Annotated in this window: 21 protein-coding genes; 6 read left to right on the forward strand and 15 right to left on the reverse strand. The window is 33.8% G+C overall.

The genetic code is table 11. From position 1 onward, the window contains the following. The first annotated feature begins 1 nt into the window (after position 1). Positions 2-427, forward strand: a complete 426-nt coding sequence (locus IPZ78_RS01975) for an RNA-binding S4 domain-containing protein (protein WP_394371233.1) — start codon at positions 2-4, stop codon at positions 425-427. Here the strand turns inward: IPZ78_RS01975 and IPZ78_RS01980 are convergent. Then, positions 424-1,014, reverse strand: coding sequence for a hypothetical protein (locus IPZ78_RS01980; RefSeq protein WP_225551250.1), 591 nt, complete (start codon positions 1,012-1,014; stop codon positions 424-426). The genes IPZ78_RS01975 and IPZ78_RS01980 overlap by 4 nt on opposite strands. A gap of 82 nt (positions 1,015-1,096) precedes the next feature. Beyond that, positions 1,097-2,383: a citrate synthase gene (locus IPZ78_RS01985; RefSeq protein WP_225551251.1), complete on the reverse strand. Its 1,287-nt coding sequence runs from the start codon at positions 2,381-2,383 to the stop codon at positions 1,097-1,099. Between the two features lie 220 nt (positions 2,384-2,603). Between IPZ78_RS01985 and IPZ78_RS01990 the strand changes: the two genes are divergently transcribed. Together IPZ78_RS01990 and IPZ78_RS01995 are read left to right on the forward strand one after the other, a co-directional pair. Continuing rightward, entirely contained in the window at positions 2,604-2,975 is a 372-nt protein-coding gene (locus tag IPZ78_RS01990; RefSeq protein ID WP_225551252.1) for a BlaI/MecI/CopY family transcriptional regulator, read from the forward strand. Between the two features lie 4 nt (positions 2,976-2,979). Then, positions 2,980-5,031: a M56 family metallopeptidase gene (locus IPZ78_RS01995; protein ID WP_225551253.1), complete on the forward strand. Its 2,052-nt coding sequence runs from the start codon at positions 2,980-2,982 to the stop codon at positions 5,029-5,031. Positions 5,032-5,167: 136 nt separating this feature from the next. Here the strand turns inward: IPZ78_RS01995 and IPZ78_RS02000 are convergent, their stop codons facing one another. The 3 genes from IPZ78_RS02000 to IPZ78_RS02010 form a co-directional block, all read right to left on the reverse strand. After that, the gene (locus tag IPZ78_RS02000) at positions 5,168-5,587 is read right to left on the reverse strand and encodes an OsmC family protein (RefSeq protein WP_225551254.1); all 420 of its coding nucleotides are present in this window, start codon (positions 5,585-5,587) and stop codon (positions 5,168-5,170) included. A gap of 82 nt (positions 5,588-5,669) precedes the next feature. Beyond that, positions 5,670-6,968 carry an SGNH/GDSL hydrolase family protein gene (locus IPZ78_RS02005; protein WP_225551255.1) on the reverse strand — a complete coding sequence of 433 codons (1,299 nt, stop codon included), beginning with the start codon at positions 6,966-6,968 and terminating at the stop codon, positions 5,670-5,672. Between the two features lie 5 nt (positions 6,969-6,973). Next, positions 6,974-8,194 (reverse strand): OmpP1/FadL family transporter, encoded by a 1,221-nt coding sequence (locus tag IPZ78_RS02010; RefSeq protein WP_225551256.1) that lies wholly within the window; start codon positions 8,192-8,194, stop codon positions 6,974-6,976. Between the two features lie 127 nt (positions 8,195-8,321). On the opposite strand from IPZ78_RS02010, the gene tpx reads away from it, so the two are divergent. From tpx to IPZ78_RS02025, 3 genes are all read left to right on the forward strand, one after another. Next, on the forward strand, positions 8,322-8,819 hold the full coding sequence (gene tpx, locus IPZ78_RS02015; RefSeq protein ID WP_225551257.1) for a thiol peroxidase: 498 nt from the start codon (positions 8,322-8,324) through the stop codon (positions 8,817-8,819). Positions 8,820-8,902: 83 nt separating this feature from the next. Further along, complete coding sequence (locus IPZ78_RS02020; protein WP_225551258.1) at positions 8,903-9,781, forward strand: hypothetical protein; 879 nt, start codon at positions 8,903-8,905, stop codon at positions 9,779-9,781. Between the two features lie 172 nt (positions 9,782-9,953). Further along, complete coding sequence (locus IPZ78_RS02025) at positions 9,954-10,895, forward strand: hypothetical protein (RefSeq protein WP_225551259.1); 942 nt, start codon at positions 9,954-9,956, stop codon at positions 10,893-10,895. A gap of 221 nt (positions 10,896-11,116) precedes the next feature. Here IPZ78_RS02025 and IPZ78_RS02030 read toward each other — a convergent pair whose 3' ends face one another. The 10 genes from IPZ78_RS02030 to IPZ78_RS02075 form a co-directional block, all read right to left on the reverse strand. Beyond that, positions 11,117-12,166: a TerC/Alx family metal homeostasis membrane protein gene (locus IPZ78_RS02030; protein WP_225551260.1), complete on the reverse strand. Its 1,050-nt coding sequence runs from the start codon at positions 12,164-12,166 to the stop codon at positions 11,117-11,119. A gap of 2 nt (positions 12,167-12,168) precedes the next feature. Then, the gene (locus tag IPZ78_RS02035) at positions 12,169-13,140 is read right to left on the reverse strand and encodes a polyprenyl synthetase family protein (protein WP_225551261.1); all 972 of its coding nucleotides are present in this window, start codon (positions 13,138-13,140) and stop codon (positions 12,169-12,171) included. Between the two features lie 57 nt (positions 13,141-13,197). Further along, positions 13,198-13,761 carry a DUF3109 family protein gene (locus IPZ78_RS02040; protein WP_225551262.1) on the reverse strand — a complete coding sequence of 188 codons (564 nt, stop codon included), beginning with the start codon at positions 13,759-13,761 and terminating at the stop codon, positions 13,198-13,200. A gap of 6 nt (positions 13,762-13,767) precedes the next feature. Further along, the gene (locus IPZ78_RS02045; RefSeq protein WP_225551263.1) at positions 13,768-14,559 is read right to left on the reverse strand and encodes a DUF3108 domain-containing protein; all 792 of its coding nucleotides are present in this window, start codon (positions 14,557-14,559) and stop codon (positions 13,768-13,770) included. Between the two features lie 30 nt (positions 14,560-14,589). Continuing rightward, complete coding sequence (locus IPZ78_RS02050) at positions 14,590-15,108, reverse strand: DUF2480 family protein (protein ID WP_225551264.1); 519 nt, start codon at positions 15,106-15,108, stop codon at positions 14,590-14,592. Positions 15,109-15,171: 63 nt separating this feature from the next. Beyond that, a complete protein-coding gene (locus IPZ78_RS02055) occupies positions 15,172-17,274 on the reverse strand; it encodes a peptidylprolyl isomerase (RefSeq protein ID WP_225551265.1) in 2,103 nt (700 codons plus the stop codon). A gap of 147 nt (positions 17,275-17,421) precedes the next feature. Further along, positions 17,422-18,033 (reverse strand): LPS export ABC transporter periplasmic protein LptC, encoded by a 612-nt coding sequence (lptC, locus tag IPZ78_RS02060; RefSeq protein ID WP_225551266.1) that lies wholly within the window; start codon positions 18,031-18,033, stop codon positions 17,422-17,424. Beyond that, a complete protein-coding gene (locus IPZ78_RS02065) occupies positions 18,026-19,351 on the reverse strand; it encodes a hypothetical protein (RefSeq protein WP_225551267.1) in 1,326 nt (441 codons plus the stop codon). The genes lptC and IPZ78_RS02065 overlap by 8 nt, the downstream gene beginning before the upstream one ends. Before the next feature lie 149 nt (positions 19,352-19,500). Next, positions 19,501-20,484 (reverse strand): DUF6427 family protein, encoded by a 984-nt coding sequence (locus tag IPZ78_RS02070; protein WP_225551268.1) that lies wholly within the window; start codon positions 20,482-20,484, stop codon positions 19,501-19,503. Positions 20,485-20,510: 26 nt separating this feature from the next. Further along, positions 20,511-20,714, reverse strand: coding sequence for a CcmD family protein (locus IPZ78_RS02075; protein WP_225551269.1), 204 nt, complete (start codon positions 20,712-20,714; stop codon positions 20,511-20,513). Positions 20,715-20,716: the final 2 nt, after the last annotated feature.

The raw sequence follows: 20,716 nt of genomic DNA on the forward strand, positions 1-20,716 counted from the left end.
AATGTTAGTATTTTTGGCTATGGCAAATGAATCTGAAAAATTACGTATAGATAAATATTTGTGGGCAATTCGAATTTTCAAAACTCGAAGTCTGGCTACTGAAGCGTGTAAAGCTGGTAGAGTAAAGTTAAATGGTCAGAATGTAAAACCATCGTATGTGGTGAAAGTAGGGGACACCTTTGCTGTACAGAAGGGAATTGAGCGTAAGGTAATTTTTGTAACAGGATTATTGGAAAGACGTGTGGATGCCAAGACGGCTATACAATTTTATGAGGATCATACACCAGTAGAAGAAACACATGGCTACAAATCGATGTTTCAGGCTCCAATTTTAAAGCGTGATCGTGGTGCAGGTCGTCCAACAAAACGAGATCGCCGCGAAATTGATGATTTAAAAAGTAGTGAGTGGTGGAAAAATGAGGATTAGCTCACTTTGTTGAGTATTACGTCTATATATCGGGCTTTATTATTCAAATTCTTAAGGATGGAGTCGACTGTTCCTAAATTCTGAGCTTTTATTTTATCTTCTAGAAGTATGGTTTTTGCCTTTGTGGTATCACCCATTAAAAAATACAATTCACTAATTTTCAGCATAATCATACTTTTTTCAGCTTCGGAAGTATGAACTATTCTATCCTCAAATTTTTTGATACCTTCTTTATAAGCTTTATTTGCTTCATCGGATTTATTTAGTTTGTCTAATAACATACCTTTGATCGTAAAGATTTCTGCATATGCTTGGATTCTTAGTAAATCAGCTATGGCTACAAGTGCTTGTTCATACTGCTGTAGCGAAATTAGAGCATTCACTTTATTCTGAATAGCAATTTGATATTGCGGATTTTTTTCAGTGGCTAGTGTAAAGTATATAAGTGCGCTATCTTTCTTATTTTGCAAGAAAAATTGGGAGCCTTTATTATTCAACTCAATAGCCTCTTTCTTATAATTGGGTTGATTACAACTAGAAAGTAGTAAGAATAAAAAGACGAATATGTGTGTATAGTAATATCCCATCTGACTTAATATCTTTTATTTAAGGTACAAAAAAAGGCAGAAATTTTATTTCTGCCTTTTACTATTATTATCTTAATAATACTTATCTATTATTAAGATCTATGTATTCACGATTTACTTCACCAGTATATACTTGTCTTGGACGACCGATAGGCTCTTTATTATCACGCATTTCTTTCCATTGTGCGATCCATCCTGGAAGACGACCTAATGCAAATAATACAGTGAACATTTCTGCGTTAAAACCTAAAGCACGGTAAATGATACCAGAGTAGAAGTCAACGTTTGGATATAATTTTCTATCGATGAAGTATTGGTCTTCTAAAGCTGCTTTTTCTAAGCCTTTAGCGATATCCAATACAGGATCATTAATACCTAATTTCTCTAAAACATCATCTGCTGCTTTTTTGATGATTTTAGCACGAGGATCGAAGTTTTTGTATACGCGGTGACCGAATCCCATCAAACGGAAAGGATCGTTTTTATCTTTAGCTTTAGCTAAATATTTGTTTACATCGCCACCATCATTTTTAATGTCTTCTAACATCTCGATAACCGCTTGATTTGCTCCACCATGTAATGGTCCCCATAATGCATTGATACCTGCCGATACAGAAGCATATAAGTTAGCATTTGATGATCCAACAATACGTACTGTCGAAGTAGAACAGTTTTGTTCGTGGTCAGCATGAAGAATCAATAATACACGCATAGCGTCTAATACCGCATCATCAAAAATTCTATCACAGTTTACTTCACCAAAAATCATATTCATGAAATTGTCGATGTATCCTAAATCTTTTTTAGGATAAACAACTGGGTGACCTAATGATTTCTTTTGAATCCAAGAAACGATTGTAGGCATTTTACCCAATAAATTTACTATTGTTTGGTATTCTTCTTTATCGTTTTGATTAGGATTTAAAGATTCTGGATAGAATGCAGATAAGGCACCTACAAGACAAGATAACTGCCCCATAGGGTGGGATTTTGAAGGAAAGCCAGCGAAGAAATTTTTCATATCTTCGTGAACTATCATTTGTCCTTTGATGTCTGATCTAAACTGCTCTAATGTTTCTTTAGACGGTAAATCACCATAAATTAGAAGGTATGCCACCTCTAAAAATGTTGATTTTTCAGCTAAATCTTCAATTTTATATCCACGATATTTTAAAATACCTTTTTCGCCATCTAAATATGTAATTGCACTTTTAGTAGCTCCTGTATTTTTAAATCCTGGGTCTAATGTAATATATCCTGATTGGTCTCTTAATTTTGAAATATCAATGGCTTTTTCATTCTCCGTACCTGTGATTACAGATAATTCTAGCGTCTTGCCATTTAAAGTAATAGATGCTGTTTCTGACATAATCAAATTTCTTGTATATACACAAAAGTATAAAATTCAACAAGAAAAACTAAACATAAAAGGAGTTTATATGACATTTGTCAGTCATAAAAGTAAATCCTGACAATTCTTTAACTCATTAATTATTTATTTCTGTCAAAAAATATTAAATTTTTTACGAAAAATTTGTATATCTACGAATTATTCGTAGATTAGTGTTGATGATTATAATTAGTATCCCATGAATCTAGAGAAATTAACAATACAGGAAGAGGAAGCAATGTTGTCTATTTGGCAATTGAAGGGAGGTTTTGTCAAAGAAATATTGGACAATCTCAAGCCAGAAGAGCAAGTTCCGTATACTACTTTAGCTTCTACCATTAAGAATCTAGAAAAGAAGGGGTATGTGAAAGCAGTCAAATACGCGAATGCTAAGCGTTACGAACCTGTTATCACCTTGGAAGATTATCGTGCCACATTCATGAATTCCTTTGTCGGAGATTATTTCAAAAATTCATATAAAGAAATGGTTTCCTTTTTTATCAAAGAAGAGAAGTTAAGTGAGCGCGAGCTAAACGAAATTTTGGAAATGATAAAGAATAATAAATCTTAAGATTATGGAAAGTCTGCTAACTTATATATTGCAAGTCAATCTTTTGCTCGGCTTTATTTACCTCGGTTATCATTTTTTGTTGAAAGGATTAACATTTTATTCATTGAATAGAATTTACTTTATCATCGGCTGTATATATGCTTTTGTTTATCCTTTTTTGGATTTCACATCTTGGTTTACAAGGTATGAAATGCCGATTGGACAAGAAATCCCAGAGCTGTGGTTAGAATTGTTAGCGCAGCAAGATTTACACGGAAAAGATTCTGCAATTACACTCGCGGATCTATTTTTGGGGATAGTAGGTATTGTAGCAATAGTTTTTATCTTCAAATTGATTATTCAGCTTTTTAGCTTATTACACATACATATTCAGTCCAACAATGCGATTTGGCAATCGTATTTATTTCGTAATGTATTTTATGCAGTAGTTCCATTTTCATTTTTCAATAAAATCTATATCCATAAAGAGCAACATCAAGACGTTGAGTTGCAAGATATTTTGGCGCACGAAATCATCCATGTGAGAGGCCATCACACGGTAGATATTTTGTTGTTCGAAATAATATTGGTGGTTTGTTGGTACAATCCCTTCGTATGGCTGATGCGCAAAGCGGTACGTCAAAATTTAGAATTCCTGACCGATCAACAGGTGCTAAATAAAGGGGTAGACAAGCAAACCTATCAATATTCGCTACTACATGTCACCAAACAAGGTGTTTCGGTAGGCATGAGTAACCATTTTAATTTTAAAACCTTAAAAAAGCGCATTATGATGATGAACAAAAAACGCTCTTCCAAATTGGAATTGAGCAAATATGCTTTCTTATTGCCTGTTTTCTTGATCGCAGGAGCATCGTTTACGGTAAGTAAAGCTGAAAATGATATTGAAAAGATTGTTGAAAGATCTCAGCAAACTGCAGCAATCTCTGAACCTTTACAAGCTAAAATAAAAGGAGAGGTTGATGAGTTGCTAAAGCAAACTATTGGGACAGAAGTATTGGCTATTGATACCGGTAGGCAAGAAAAAGAGTATCAATTGGTAGCACCAGACTTTGATAGAAAGCAATTGGAAGGGAAAAATCTACACTATCAAATAGACGGGGAATTAGTTAGCCTTGACGAATTTTTAAATTTTCCTAGAACTGAAATTGCATCAGTTGGTATTTATAAAAACAAAGAAGACATTCGCGAAAAAATTGGAAAGGAAAATTCTGAGGGATTATTTGAAATGACTTCAAAAAAGAAGAATTCTTCTAATGATAAACAAACTCAAGTTGATTTTGTCAAACTACTGAAAAATAAGTCTGAAATAGACCAAACTAAAAAGTTTATTTACGATTACGACGGTAAAATTCTTTCAAAAAATGAATTTTTAGCCATAACTGATGATAATTTAAAGCGATTGACGCATATGTCGGGAAGGTCGCTTATGAAATTGAAATACAGCTCATTAGTGTCTAACTGGGAAGATTATGAAGGTGTAATTCATGCAATCTCTTTACAAAGCGAAGAAAAGTTCAAAGAGCAGACAGCGAGGGTGTTGTTTATTATCGATGGAGTTGAAAAGAGAAAGGATTATAATTTGGAGGATTTAGATCCAAATGATATTGAAAGCATGAATGTTCTCAAAGATAAAAGTGCCACAGCAGTTTATGGTGACAAGGGTAAGGATGGAGTGATAGAGATTAAGACAAAGAAACATCTTTCTTCTTCTGATAAAAACGTTTCTGAAGTACGAACATTATCAATTAGGGGGGCTGAGGTTGGAAAGTCTTCAACAGGTACATTTAAGATTGATATAGGTGATGATGCTTCACTGAAGACTAAGGGGAATCTAAATCTTAGACTAGGTTCAAACAAACTTATCAACGAACTGGCTATCGAAAAGAGGCCATTAATAGTTGTTGATGGTATTGCTAAAGATTTAGATTTTGATATCCATTCTTTAGATGTTGTTAATATCGAATCGATAACTGTATTAAAGGGCAAAAGTGAAATATCGGAATACGGCGATAAGGGTAAAAATGGGGTGATTGTTATTACGACTAAGAAATAATTTAATTAATTTCCAATGACAATAGGAGATCAATAAATTAAAGTGTAATTATATAAAAAACATTAATAAAAACGAGGTGTCAATATATTTATAGACACCTCGTTTTGTATATAGCTAGATTATTTGTAGATAACGTCTATGCTTTAAAAGTAAGGCTATAGGTTATATCGACACCTCCGGCTGCTAACATGTCATGAACTGAACAATATTTTTTCACGGCTAACTCAGCCGCTTTTTGTGCTTTCACCTCATCTATTTTTCCTTTTAAAAAGAAATTAATGTGAATTTTTGTGAAAATATTTGGAACTTCTTCGCGACGATCTCCCTGTATTTCGACTTGAATATCTTCAATTTCTTGTCTTTGTTTTTGGAGAATAGTTGTTAAATCAAATACACTGCATGAGCCTAATGCCATCAAGACTAATTCCATTGGTCTTACACCTTTTCCTTCGCCACCAATAGCGTCAGAACCATCTATGTTCACTTTAATAGATGATAATTCACTAGATGCTTCAAAATGAACGGCCTTATTTTTACGTTGTAACGAAACTTTCATGTTTTTATAAACTTTAATACTAAAATACAAAAAGGTCACTGTAAAAGTGACCTTTTTGTATTTTTTAGTGATTAGATGACACTTAAGGCATTTTGATACCTCTAAATTTTGAGGCGTCGACTTTTTCTAGTTTAGTGCCATATTTAGCATTGATGGCGTCAATTACTAAATTTGACATTATAGCATTGCCTATAGGTGTTAGGTGTATACCATCTAATGAAAATACATTTCCAGTAATATAGGCTGAACTAATACCGAAACCATTATATAACATCCCATTTTTTATTCTTGTTAGGTATGCGTTTGCATCGGCCAAAGCAAGGTTTTTATCAGTTGCAATTTGTTTTATTATCGCATTTAATTTTTCGATATGTACTTTTATATTTGCAGCTTCTTCAGCATCTAGTACGTATTTGTCTTCAATTGGGTTAGCCGTATGGAATCCATAAGGTGCCTGTAGAGCATTCGGTTTTCCTAATAATGAAGGCGCAAGTGATGAAAAAGGCAATATGAATAAATCATTGTCAGTTGCCACACGTGGTCCTGATTTGGTTGCTATAACTAATGCTGGGATTTGTTGCCCTGCTATAGCTGAAGCTGCATCCAATAATGCTTTACGTGTTACAGTAGTGAAATATGGAATCGTCGTGACGTCAGGAATAGTAGCTACTACTCCTTTTTGACCATTAGCTGTAAGTTTTCCAATGAATTGTGTATAGACAGCTTTAAATGTTTGTTCATTTGTCAATACAGTAGTTCCAGCAGGATTATCGTTTACTGCACCATTTGTGGCATAGCCTAAAACATCGTTGTTGCCTAACCAAAAAGAGAAGAATGTATGACTTCTGTTTTCAACAAAATCTTGGTAACTTTTTTTCCCGACCTCAGCATCAGGCAAAAGTCTAGAGAAGTACATGTTTCCTGCACTAACGAGAGCTACTCCGGAATGATCTAAACGCATTCCTGGGACCCCTAAATTATTTATCTCTCCACCGCTGTATTTTGCTAATACTCCAGCTCCTGTATAAGCTAGTTTGTCTGTAACTGATTCTGTTACAGGTCGCCCGTTCTCTAATGATTTTAGTCGTAAATAACCTGAGCCGTTAGATTGTGCTTCAGAAAAAAATGGTGTTTCAAAGGATCCTCCACCATATGATTTCATTTGTTCAGCAAGTAAACCTGGAAATGCAACTTGCTGTCCTTCAAGGTACAATCCGCCATCCGCAAAACCTGCCGTAAGCGAGTTCCCAACAGCTATATATTTTGAAAAATTTACATTTTGTGGATTGCTCGTTTCGTATTCTTTCACAATTTCTGGTTTGCAAGATGCCATTAATGCAATTGCTGCCAACCCTACGTATAGTTTTATATTGTTTTTCATGATGATTACCATTTATAGGTTAAAGAAATACCTGGTGCGTGAATATTAGTCTTGTAAGTACCGCTCATTCCTGTTGCTATGTTTGTCGTTGTGCGTTCTATAATTCTTTGTAAAGTATATGCACCTGAGAAATCAAATTTATCTGATATATTATATGTGAATCCAATAGAGCCCATTACACGATTATTGTCAGGGGTCTCTGCATATACATATTTTGAGCGTACTGGTGTGTATACATATCCTGTTCCAAAGCGTAGGTCTAATTTTTCATTAGCATGAATATTTAAGCCGACCTTAGCAGATAGTGCATTTTCATAATCTTTGATTTGTTCAGTATCAGATAATACGGGTGTGTTTTGTTCGTAATCAAAAACCAGTTTTTCGTAAATACTATATCCTATAAATGTTGCATCAGCGGCTAAGTCTACTTTATCTCCTAATGGGAATGCGATTCCTAGATTAAATGAAGATGGTAGAGGCAATTCTGCAGAAAATTTGGTGTTAGGAAATGACGTTGACAGCGCTGTCGGTACTGTGAAGACTGCATCACCATCCTCTAATTTCGTACGGACATGTGAGCGATAACTCAATGAAATAGCAAAATCATCCTCTAGATTGTAGTGTATACCTACATTATATCCCATACCTGTACCGATTCCATTTAATTCAGCGCGTCCAGGATTTCCATTTTGATCAAATACGGGGATTGATCTTGATAAATCGACTGATCCTATATTATAAACGAAGCCCCCACCAATACCAAAGTTTTCTGTTATTTTAAAACTTAACGTTGGTTGGATGTATATAGCCCTCATGGATAGGTGGTTAAGCTCAAAACGGCCAGGCCATTCTGTACCCCAATTTACGCCACCACCAAATGGTGTATACACCCCAATACCAGCCTTCCACCATGAATTTTTAGGCCCGAATGAGGCAAAAACTGAAAATGGAGGTGAAATTTGAAATTCCGTGTCATGTTGAACGTTACTGTTTACTTCTTTGAAAGCAGAACGATACATCACCGCAGACGCACCAATAGAAATACTGTTTTCAGTAGCTTTTGCTAAGGCACCTGGGCTATAAAATATACTAGTCTCATCAACAAACAATGCTGAACCTGCACCAGACATACCTAGTGCTCTAATGCCTTGGGTGTTCACTTGTGAACCCTGAGCAAAAGTTAGTGTTGGACTTGCCAGCAAGAGGGCGAAAAGTATTTTTTTCATATTTTATGGAGTTGGGAAGTTTAAAATAATATGCTAACATAGTATTTATTTTGCAAATAAAATAATATTTTGTCTTTTTTTGATTGATATAAATTGTTAACTTGACAATCAAAATATATAGAACATCATGAGTCAAGTTACTTTTAAGGGTACGCCCGTAAATACTAATGGAGCATTGCCACAGGTTGGCGATCAAGCTCCAGAATTTTCATTAACGGCTTCAGATTTGTCGCAAAAGTCAACAAAAGATTTTGAAGGAAAAAGAATTATCCTAAATATTTTTCCTAGTATTGATACGGGTACTTGTGCTGCCTCGGTAAGAGCATTTAATCAGATTGCATCATCTTTAGATAATACGGTAGTTTTGTGTATCTCTAAAGATTTACCTTTTGCACAAGGACGATTCTGTGCAGGAGAAGGACTTCAAAATGTCGTAACACTATCTGAATATAAAAATTCAAACTTTTCTGATACCTATGGTGTGAGATTTTCAGATGGACCATTAGAGGGACTATTAAGCAGAGCTGTAGTTGTCATTGACGAAGCAGGTAAAGTAGCTTACAATGAACAAGTAGCTGAAATTGTAGATGAGCCAAATTACGAAGCTGCTTTAGCTGTATTATAAAATTTTACTTTGGCTAAGGATTGTTTTAATACTTCCTTAGCCAAATGATATATAATATTGATTTTATTGAATAATATTGCATTATGGAACAAAATCAATATTCGGAATCCATCCTAATTTATGCACCCTTTTCCTTTGCGGGCATTTTTACACCAAATAATTTACTTAAAAAGGGTTTTTCAGTGCAGCTACTTACCCATAGAGGTGAAGTTAACGCAGGGTTTTTACCTTATTTTAATGGGGCTGATACTCAATTGAGAGTTTTCGAAATTGATGAGTGTTGTACGGATGATATTTTTAAAAGTGAAGATTTATTTAATGTTCAAAAAATACTTTTGCTTAAAGGCATCCAATCTAAAGATTGGATTTTTAACACCAGTTTTGATGAGGGTTCTCTATTAAGAATCATAGCTTGTGAAAATAAATTTTTGCAATATGCAGAAGTAAACGCTATACCTGTAATTAATTCTACTGCTTTTTACTGTTCTTCGGTCAATTTTGAAGAAATAATCATTCATATTCTTTCTTTTTTTAAGGAGGATACACGAAGGTTAATGGTTAATAGTTTAGACTTAATTATTCACTTACCTGATTATTTTAATGCTGATAAATTATTCATTGGTGATCAACATCATATTGTTATTGATCAAAATAGTATGACAAGTGTACGCGAACTAATCAGATGTACTTTTGAGCCTATGGGGCTTGAAATCCAATTTAGTGGAAAGGGTGTACATGAACGAGGGGTAATTGTTGATTTTGATGATGATACTTTAGCACAGTTTGGACTTCATTCTTCAAAAATAAGATTAGGTAATACTGTTGTTAAAATGAACGATTTTGCGAATAGCTCCATTGAAACCTATCTAAATTTGCAGGCTAAAGATCATGATGACTCTGTTTCAAAGGATTATATTGTTGATTATATCAAAAATAAAATTTTAAATAAATCAGTCATTTAATTACGAATCATTCATATTGTCAAGGCATGAATGCTTACATAATAAATTTTATTATCATTATACTGATATGTTGATAATTTGGAATAGTTTTTGCTATTTCTCTATCATCTACTGAAAACAAAGTTTTAATACAAAGAATAATAATGTGTTATTTTAAATTTGGGGTTGGAAAATGGAAGAAAGAGTAGCGAACATATCAACTAAGGAAACTCGTTTAGACCCCCAGATAAATAAGGATAAATCTAAGATTTACTTTTTTATTGTGGCTATAGTCGCTTTGTTGGCTACGAATGTTTATTTCTACGTGAAGTACAAATCTTCAGGAGAGAAACTTTATACGTTGACTCTTCAGAAAGAAAAATTACAAATTGAGATAGACAGGATCGAGGCAGAGCTTGATAATATTGATCGTCAAAATATCCAAGGATTGCCCCAGGGCGTTTTATACCAGCAAAAGCAGGCTAGAGAAATTATAGCAAATTTGCGAGCAGCCTTAGAAGATAACACGATTACGGATAGCCAAATTCAATTAGCAAATTCTCAGTTGGAATCTCTTAAAGGTAATGTTTCAAATTTATTGACTGAAGTCAATGATTTGAAGTTTCAGAATGAATTACTTAAAAGAGAGAATAGCGAATTGCAGGGGACAGTCAAGGAAACTTCTAATAAAGTTCAAAAATTGGCCAATGACAATTCTGCACTGAACCAAAAAGTAATAATAGCTTCATCGCTAAAAGTGTCAAATATTTTTATCAATGGCGTTGAACAAAAGAAAAATGGTTCACTCGAGATTGAAACAAGGGCAAAGCGCGCTGACAAGTTGCAAATTAAGTTCAGTATAGTGGATAATCCTTTGGCAAGGAAAGGGAAAAAAGTAGTTTATGCACGCATTATAGACCCACAAGGTAATCTTATCGCTGCATCTAATGATGTGTTTTATGTACATGGCGATAAGTCTCAGTATACATTTAAAGAGTCTATTAATTTCACTAATAATGGAGAGGAATATCAGTTACTTTGGAATGATACGAATAAACTGAGAAAGGGAGCTTATACTGTTCTTCTGTATACAGATAATGCAATAATGGGTAGAGGTAGCGTAGTTTTAAAATAGACATATCATTTTATTTTAATAATGTAGAAAGGATTGTTTAGTATATACTAAACAATCCTTTTTTTGTTAAGTGCATAAGCTTAATAAATCTAAGTCCTAGAAACTATTCAATTCTTATTAAAGCATATATTGGGGGGTAGATAGCGGTATATATTGTTAAATACAAAGGGCTATTATGATGTTTCATAATAGCCCTTTGCTGTATGTTATCTATTATATTATTAAGCGGAGTAATCTTTCTTTTTCGGAAACATCAATGATGCTACGACACTTATAGCTAGGATAGAAATAATGATAATTAATGAATGTGAAGTGGTAAAGCCCCATTCTTTAAGGTAGCTATGTAGAAGCATTTTTGCTCCGATGAATACCAAAAGAAAGGCTAATCCAACTTTCAAATAATGGAACTTATCGATAATATTAACTAATAAAAAGAACATCGAACGAAGTCCTAATACAGCAAATATATTGGAGAAGAAAACAATATAAGGATCTTTAGTAACAGAGAATATAGCAGGTATTGAATCTACGGCAAAAATTAAATCTGTAAACTCAATCACTAATAAAATTAAAAATAAAGGTGTTACGTATTTTACACCATCCTCAACTACGAAAAATTTCCCGCTATCAAGTTTGTGTGTGACTTTGAAATATTTCGAAGCAAACTTCACAACAGGGTGATTTTGTGGATCGACTTCTTCTTCTTGATTACGATTAATGTACATCATAAATCCTGTGTATATCAAGAATGCTCCAAATACATATAAAATCCAGCCAAATTTAGCGATTAATGCAGCGCCAATAAAGATGAAAATACAACGCATTACTATAGCTCCTATAATCCCCCATACTAATACTTTATGATAAAATTTTTCTGGAATACCAAAAGAAGTAAATAGTAATACCATAACAAAAATGTTGTCTACTGATAATGCGTATTCAACAACATAACCTGTTAAATATTCTAGAGTAAGAGCTTTGTTATAGGCTTGTAAACTAGAAGCCAGGTCGTCTGTTACTTTCACATCATGTATATGCTTTGCAACGACTTCTTTGAGACGTGCTAAGTCGTGTACATTATGCAACTCATTTCCCCAAAAATATAAGATTGCTCCAAAGCCTAAAGCAAAGGACACCCATATTATAGACATGATTGCTGCGGTTTTCAAAGAAACCGGTTTGTCATTTTTGCCAAACAATCCTAAATCGATAGCAAGCATGAGGATTATAAAAATTATAAATCCTCCAAAAAACATTAATTCGTTACTCATTTTTATTTATTACGTTCTGTGGTAAATTTTACTAATTCTTGAAGTCCAGTTTTGTATTCATTATTTGGAAATTCAGATAAAATATCAAATGCTTCTTGCTGATATTGTAACATCTTGTTTGTTGCATACTCTAGTCCACCACTATTGCGCACAAACTGAATAACTTCAGCTACTTTTTCTGGATTTTCATTGTGATTTTTCACCAGATTTATGATGCTTCTTTTTTGTGAAGATGAGGTTTCGTTTAAAGCATAGATTAATGGTAAAGTCATCTTCTTTTCTTTGATGTCATTACCTACAGGTTTTCCGACATCATCTAGGCCGAAATCAAACAAATCGTCTTTAATCTGAAACGCTAAACCAACTTTCTCACCAAAAAGTCGCATCTTTTCAACTGTTTGTTCATCAGCTCCGACAGAGGAAGCTCCACATGAGCAACAAGATGCAATCAAAGATGCCGTTTTTTTACGAATGATCTCGTAATATATATCCTCCTTGATGTCCAATTTACGTGCTTTTTCGATCTGAAGCAATTCTCCCTCGCTCATTTGTTCTACTGCATGGGAAACAATCTTTAGCAACCTATGTTCTTCATTATTGACAGAAAGCAATAATCCTTTGGCTAACAAGAAGTCTCCGACAAGTACAGCTACCTTGTTTTTCCATAGTGCATTGACAGAAAATAATCCTCTTCGCTCATTGGCATTATCTACTACATCATCATGAACTAATGAAGCTGTGTGTAATAATTCTACTAATGATGCACCTCGATAAGTAGATTCGTTTATTTCACCGCATAAACCTGCTGCAAAAAATACAAACATAGGACGCATTTGCTTCCCTTTCTGCTTGTATAAATATTGTGTTATGATGTCCAATAGTGGAACAGAGCTTTGCATCGACTGCTTAAACTTTCTTTCGAAAGAGGCTATTTCTGTGGCTATGGGCTTTTGTATTTCTTTTAAGTTTCGCATGAAAATGGTACGTACCAATAATCTTGAATTAAAGTTAACTAATATAACAAAAATACCTTAGATGGATTCTATCGATTTTTCTAATTCTTCGTACCAATCTGCTCCATATTCACGAATAAGAGGGTCTTTAAGAAATTTGTATACAGGAACTTTTAATTCTTTGCCAAATGTACAAGCATCATGACAGATATGCCATCTGTCGTAGTGTAATACATCAAATTCGGGATATTGTGTTGTGCGAATAGGGTATAAATGACAAGAAATTGGTTTTTTCCAGTTCACATCTCCTAGCTCGTAGGCTTTCTCTATAGCACATTTAGTAATTCCATTTTCCCAAGTCACATAGGCACACTCTTTATTCCCATCCACACAGGTAGTAGTCAAATCTCCATCTGCATCAATTACACTGGTTCCATATTTTTCTATTGCCTCAATTCCTTTTTCGGTCATCAAATGCTTTACTTTTGGATAAATTTCCTCTAATATAGCTTTCTCAGACTGGCGTAAAGGTGCTCCAGAATCCCCCTCTATACAACATATACCTTTGCATTTCGATATATTACACACGAAATCGTTGCTTATTATATCTTCATGTACTAGGACGTTACCAACCTCAATCATTATTTATTATTTTGAATAGCTTACTTTTTTATTTAAATCGTATTTAAGCCCCTGAGCTTTAGTTAACTCCATAGTTACCGAGCCAATTAAAATTTCAACATGTGCTCGTACAGGAATACGATTCCCATCATTTGTGACCCAAAGATATAATTTACTATCCTTTTTAAAAATTCGTCCAGGTTTAATCTCTGGATTTAGTTTTATACATTCTACAGTTCCAAGGCTAGTTTTTATCTTTTCAGTACCTACATAGGTTACTTTTAACTCTGCTACTTCGTCATTTAAGAAATAAGGAATTTTGAATGAATCACCAGATTTTAATGAAGATAAATCTAAATTTCTAGCAAAGTAATACGCAGATACTAAATCGAATAGCTGTGAGCTCGGGCTTTTAAATGTGCCTTTTGCACCCTTCACAGTATGATTTCGCTGATCGAATGTCGCATACTCTTTACGTGTATAACTATTTTCGTGAATATCTTCAGTATATAGGTATGGCTGATATGTATTTCCATCGATATAGGAGTCGTATTTATTTTTGACCGTATAAAAAATAGAAAACCCAGATGAAGTCTGTCCAAACGCACTCAAATGGTAGACATTCTTATTACTAAATTGTAGTTTTGATTTATTAACAGATAGCACACCATTTGCGGCCGACAGAAAACCATACTTCAATTTGTACGATAATTTTTCACCTTCTTTAAAAGTAGACTCTTTTAGATAAGGTAAAGATTGGCTATATCCAAAATTTAAACCAATGAAGAGAACTAATAATGCTACGTAAAATTTTTTCATATAATTAGGACGAATTGCTAGTCAAATAGTTTAACTTTTACGCTTGTATACAGGAACAGTAGAGCAGGGCTCACCATACATGATACTTTTGGCAACAGTTGAAAGTTTTGCGGTGAATGTTACAAAAGCACTTTCAGGTATATAAATATCTCCACATCCTTTTACCACTACGCGCTCATTTTGATATTTAGAATAATCTATAGCGTTGATTTCCTCTGTATATTGCTGGCGAATGATATCTTCTTTTGTACCAAAGGTAATAGACTTAGCAAATGGTGTTAATTTATTTGCTAAAATCATGTATGCCCAAGTGGGGACTATAGCATCTGTAGAACATGTAATACCTACATGTTTATCTTGATACTGTGTCCAATCGTATTCTTTCACAAAGTCTCTGAAATCTTTCTCACGTAAAATCAGTTCGTGAAATAGATTCTCTTTTATATCGTATACAATAATGTCTTCTTGGTTTGGAGAATAGTTTGCCAAATCAATCGTAATTAGTCCACTTTGTGCTACTTTATTTACTATGTTTTCCTGAATTTCCATTTTCTTCAAAAATAAAAAAGCCGAACATTACACATGTTCGGCTATAAAAATAATTATAATATCTTAATAAAATCTAATTCGATTGTCATCAATATCTGCATTGTCCATCAATGCTTTAAATATTGATCCCCAAGAACGTTGTTGCTTAGCTGCTAACATTTGTTTTTGTTGGGATTGACGCTCAGATTCTACCATTTCTTTTGGATTTACGAAGCTAGATACTTGCAATGCATATATACCTTGAGTACCTTCGATGCTTTTAGATGGTTTATTTGGTTGCAATCCGAATACTGTACCAATAACTGCACTTTCAAACGATACTCCAGGGATAACAGGGTTAGCTAATACAATGTTTTCTACATTAACCGCTGATTTACCTAATTTTTGAGCTACTTGATCTATCGAACTAGCACCATTTAATGCATTATTCATTTTCTCTTTCAGCATACGAGCTTTTACCAAGTTCGTTACACCTAATTGAATTTCAGGTTTAATAGCATCCAATGGTTTTATACCTTTTGGACTTATTGAAACTGTTTTAGTAATTATAAAGTTTTCATCCGTTTCGAATAATTTATCAGTAACATCTCCAGCTTTTGATTCATACACCCATCTTACTAATTCTCTTGGTACATCGACACCATTTAATGTGTTGTCCATACCACGGAGACTAGTCGCTTTATCAGCATTTAGATTGTGTTTTTTAGCTACCTCAGCAAAATTATTACTGTTTATTTCAGATAATATGTTGTTAGCTTTTGTATAAGCTGCATCAGTTGTCTCTTTGCCAGCTACGATAGCTTTATCTACTACTGCTAATTTGACAATTTTAGAGTTACCGATGTGTTTTTCGATTCTTAAAATATGAACACCAAATTGTGATTCTACAATCACTATATCGCCTGGTTTATTGTTGAATGCAGCTTCTTCAAAAGGCCCTACCATTTGACCTCTTGTGAATGTGCCTAAATCTCCACCATTTACTTTGCTACCTTGATCTTGGCTAAATTCTATTGCTAATGTTTCGAATTTTTCACCTTTAGCTAACAATCCTTTGATCGAATCTGCCTTAGCTTTTGCTTTAGCTACACCTCCTTCAGCTGTTGCATTCAATAGAATATGAGATGCTTTTACTGAATCTGCACTGAATTTAGCATCCAATACTTTTGCGATTTCATAATGACCGTTTGATACATAAGGGCCAACAGTACTTCCCGTAGGAACTGAGAACACAACAGAATCTAAAGCTGGACTCAATTGACCTTTTTTATAGAAAGTTACAGGAACTTTATTGTCTGAGTTTATCGCTACAAACGAAGAATCATTAGCTGAAGTGCTTAATTCTTGTTTTAAAGTTTGTATAGAAGCTAATGTAGACGCTGAATCTTGTTTCGTAGGTCTAGCATCAATTAAAATGTATTCAATTGAACGAGTTTCTTCTTCGCTTTTAAATAGATTTTTGTTTTTATCATAGTACTCTTTGTAATCTGCGTCAGTCAATTTGATGTCAGCATCATTTACAGATGAGTAGTCTAAAAGAACATATTTAAAGTTCGCTAATTTGTTTTTAGCAGTATATTCGTCTTGTGCTTCTAATGCAGTTACATAAACTGAAGAGCTTACTAAGTTTGAATATTTCTCAACCAATCTTTGTGTACGAACCTGCTCTAACATTGATTCCCATTGTTGAGCAATCTGCGGATTAGATTTTGATTCTGTGATTACTTGAGCTAAATACGCTCTGTCGAATTGTCCTGTTTGTGGATTAGTGAAAGTTTGTACAATTTGTTGTGCTGGATTTTGACCAGAAATCAAATCATTTAATTCTTCTTTACCTAATGAAATACCAACCTTTTCAATTTCTGAATTCAATAATTCTTGAGAAACCATTTGATTCCATACTTGTTGTACCGCAAAATTTCTAATTTGTGGAGTTTCACTACCACCCATTTGTTGCTGATATTGTTTCGAGGTTTGGTCTACCATAGCATTGAAATCTTGATAATCAATACCATTTCCATTGATATTACCTACTTCATTTTGTTTTTGCATCCAAAATGGAGTACCCGATTGAATAATATCTCCTAATAAGAATGCAACAATTGCTAAACCGATGACAAAGATTACTAATCCTGCACGATTACGCAAATTACCCATTAATCCCATATTCCGTAATTGTATTTATGTTTTCTTTAGTTATTTAATTGACTTTGTTTTTTAAACAAGGCGCAAGATACAATTTTTATAAAAAAAAAGCATATAAATTAGAAGCTAATTCAAAACATCTTTTTTACTTTTTTGTTATATCACGATTTATTGTCCAAAAGCCGGTACTTGATTGTTATTCGATGGTATATAAAATCCTGTCATATTTTCACCTTGAATATTTTTGAAATCAGTATCAGACTTGAATGAAGTTGCTTGCATACTTCCTCTAGCATCTCTAAAATCCATCGTAATAGGTACTGTATTGTAATAAATCTTTTGATTTTCGTCATAAAAGATTTCATCGGATTTTATCACTGATCCATCAGCCATATTAATAATTACATTTTTTCTAAACTCTGTTATACCTTCTTGACTTCTTTGTTTACCATAATCTGATTTAATGCGTTGTGTTTCTTTACCAGCGGCATCATAGAATATAATTTGTAAACCCTTCTCGAATTCGTAATTATTATTTTTTCCTTGTGTAGTATCGTGATAAATCTTCATTTCAGGCCCCGTCAATTGTGCTTTCACAATAGCGGAGTCACTATAGATGATTTTGACATCTTTATATAAATCAACAGCCTCTTCTTGTTGGATATTTTCAATCGCATTGATATCCTTCATTTCATTTTCGCAGGCAGTAAATAACAAAATCCCTATTATACTAAATGTAAATAGGGATACTGTATGTTTCGTGATGATACTATTAATCATAACTTCTTCTCTGGAACCATAGATCGTTAATATTAAAACCGATATTGATGTTAATATAACGTTCGCGTACTAAGTTGTTATTTAGAGTACCTTGTTGGCCAAATTCTGCTGATATATTAATTCTAGATGAAGTACGTCCAAAATTTGTCTCAGGAAGTGGTAAACCAAAACCTAAAGTGATGGCCATATCATCAATTCTGTTATTATTTACAGTAATGTGGCCTTGATTATATCGAACACCTAATCTATAATCTACTATATCCCAATATTTATTTGAAGATGCATCTGGTTTCCATTGACCACCTAACGCTATACCATAGTTTTTACCTAGACTGCTTTCACCAGCACGTGTTTGATACGATGTCCAGTCAGCATATTTGAAATCTGCACCGATCATCCAGTCATATCCTTTTGAAACAGTAATACCTACGCTGTGCTTCATTGGGAGATTAATATTACGGGTTAATTCCCCAGTTTGAGGTAAAGAGTCTAATGCTACATTCTCAAAATCAGGATCTAATGACGGTTGTGAACGAGTCGTTAAGTGAGAAGTTTTCTCTGTAACGGTGTTGTTTAATGAACCTGAATATCCTAATGTAATGTTATGTTTTTTGCTTACAGGAAAAGAGTATTGTGCACCATAGTCTACAATTAATCCTCTTACCAAGCGAGTTGCTTGACTTCGGGCATTTAATGCATTGAAGTCATTCGGGAAACTTACTGTTAAATTATCTTTTAATTCACCAAATAATAATCCTGCATTACCACCTATGCTAAAGCCTTTAAAAGGGGAGAATCCGTACCCAACGAAGGCTTTATTAAGTCCCCCTTCACCAGTTTTGGATTGAAGAGTGGTAATGGTACTCATCGTCCGTGTTTCAGTGTTATTGTAACCAACATCTGAATAAGGCATAAGTCCAAATGCAACACCATGATTACGTGCTACTGAAAATCCAAATCCAAAATGGGAGAACGCAAAATCTGCTGTATTATTCTGAGCTGTTCCTTTACTTAATTGGGTCATATTACCATACAATCCTGCATCCAAAACAGTTCTATTCAAGCCAGAATAGCTCGCTGGATTTGCAATATTTAGAATTGGAAGGCCTGATTGGTACCTAACGGCAGAGGAAATGCCCCCCATTGATCTTGTTTGTGGTAATAAATCTTCACGCATCTGACCTAAACCAAATTTAGAGTAAGGAGAATGTGAAGTCGTTTCTTGAGCAAAAGCGCCACTGCTAGTGAGCATAAATGCTGTACCGAGCATGATTTTTATCGCTTTTTGGGCAATCAATATGTTGGACTTTCTATACATATATTTATTAGAATCCGATGTAGGATTGTTCTTTTATACTGTTAGGTTAATAATATTACTAACTTTTCTTGGATACAAAACTATTTATTTTTAAATGAATACCTCAGTCTATTTTGTTAAAAAAGGTTAATCGTTTATTTATTAAGTGTTTAAATGAATTGAAAATAAATAATTGAAGCTACTATGACGATATAAACACTTTCATAAAGCCATTTTATTTTTGAATAAGCAAAATAGTAGGCTAAATAAATAGCTAATGGAGGCACACAAAGTAAAAAGTGATTAATCGTATTTCGCTCATTTAAATAATAGGAGCCAATGATCAACAGTAACATGTAGAATAGAAGTTGAAACGACTTCCTAAGATGTACAATGCTTCTGAAATATTGCTCTTTGAGTACTAATAGAAATAATATTAATGCTATTCCAATAGGAAAGACTACAAAATAATCACCGTAATCAACTGTAAGCTCTAATGGTAATGGATTTGCTAAAGGTTTAAAAATAGCTAAAAAATCGTCATATCGATCAATCCAATAATACACTACACCTAGTAGAAAATACACTAGTCCAAACCCAAGAATCGGTGTAACCCATTCTCGCCATATAAACGGCCGGAATAAAATGAGTGCAATCCATAATAGAATGAGCATTACAATAAATGGAAAATAAATCAAGCTCCCTAACGCGACAATCATTCCTAAATCAAACATTAATGTTTTGACATCTGTTTGTTTATAGATATTGAATAATTTGCCTATCATCCATATGGTGATAAAATTGCATATCAATGTAGGTGACAGTACCAAAAATGGTATAAATACTGAAACCAATGTCATAAATAATAGGGCTGTAAGGAAAGTAGATTTTCCTAGAAAGTTAAAATGATTTATAATCTTGTTAAGTAGGAAAGCTTGCAATAACGTAAGTACCAGTGTGGTCAAGACATTGGATTGAGCCGAAACTCCGTTCCCCAATCGAATATTAAAAAGATTGTCTACCGCTGGCTCCAGAAGAAGCGGTTTTAATTCATCGGGTAGATGAAGAAATGCCCCTAAACACAATAATGTACCCATTATACATACCCAAAGTATGTTGATAGGAGAGAATTTTCTGTGTTGATCAATAATCATGGGCTAAAATAGAAAAAATTGAAAGACTACTTGTCTTCCAATTTCTTTACTCTTTTATCAATAGTGAATAAATAGATGAATAGACCGATTACAATAGTCAAAATTACACCTACTACTACCCAAATCTTTCCTGAACTTCTTAACAATGTAGCCATTTCAACAGTATTGTCTTGTGCAAATAGACCTATTGAAATTAGCATATAGGCTAAGGCTAAGCTAAATTTTTTCATTA

Origin of the sequence: Sphingobacterium bovistauri (assembly GCF_020295405.1) — a bacterium.
Taxonomy (GTDB): domain Bacteria; phylum Bacteroidota; class Bacteroidia; order Sphingobacteriales; family Sphingobacteriaceae; genus Sphingobacterium; species Sphingobacterium bovistauri.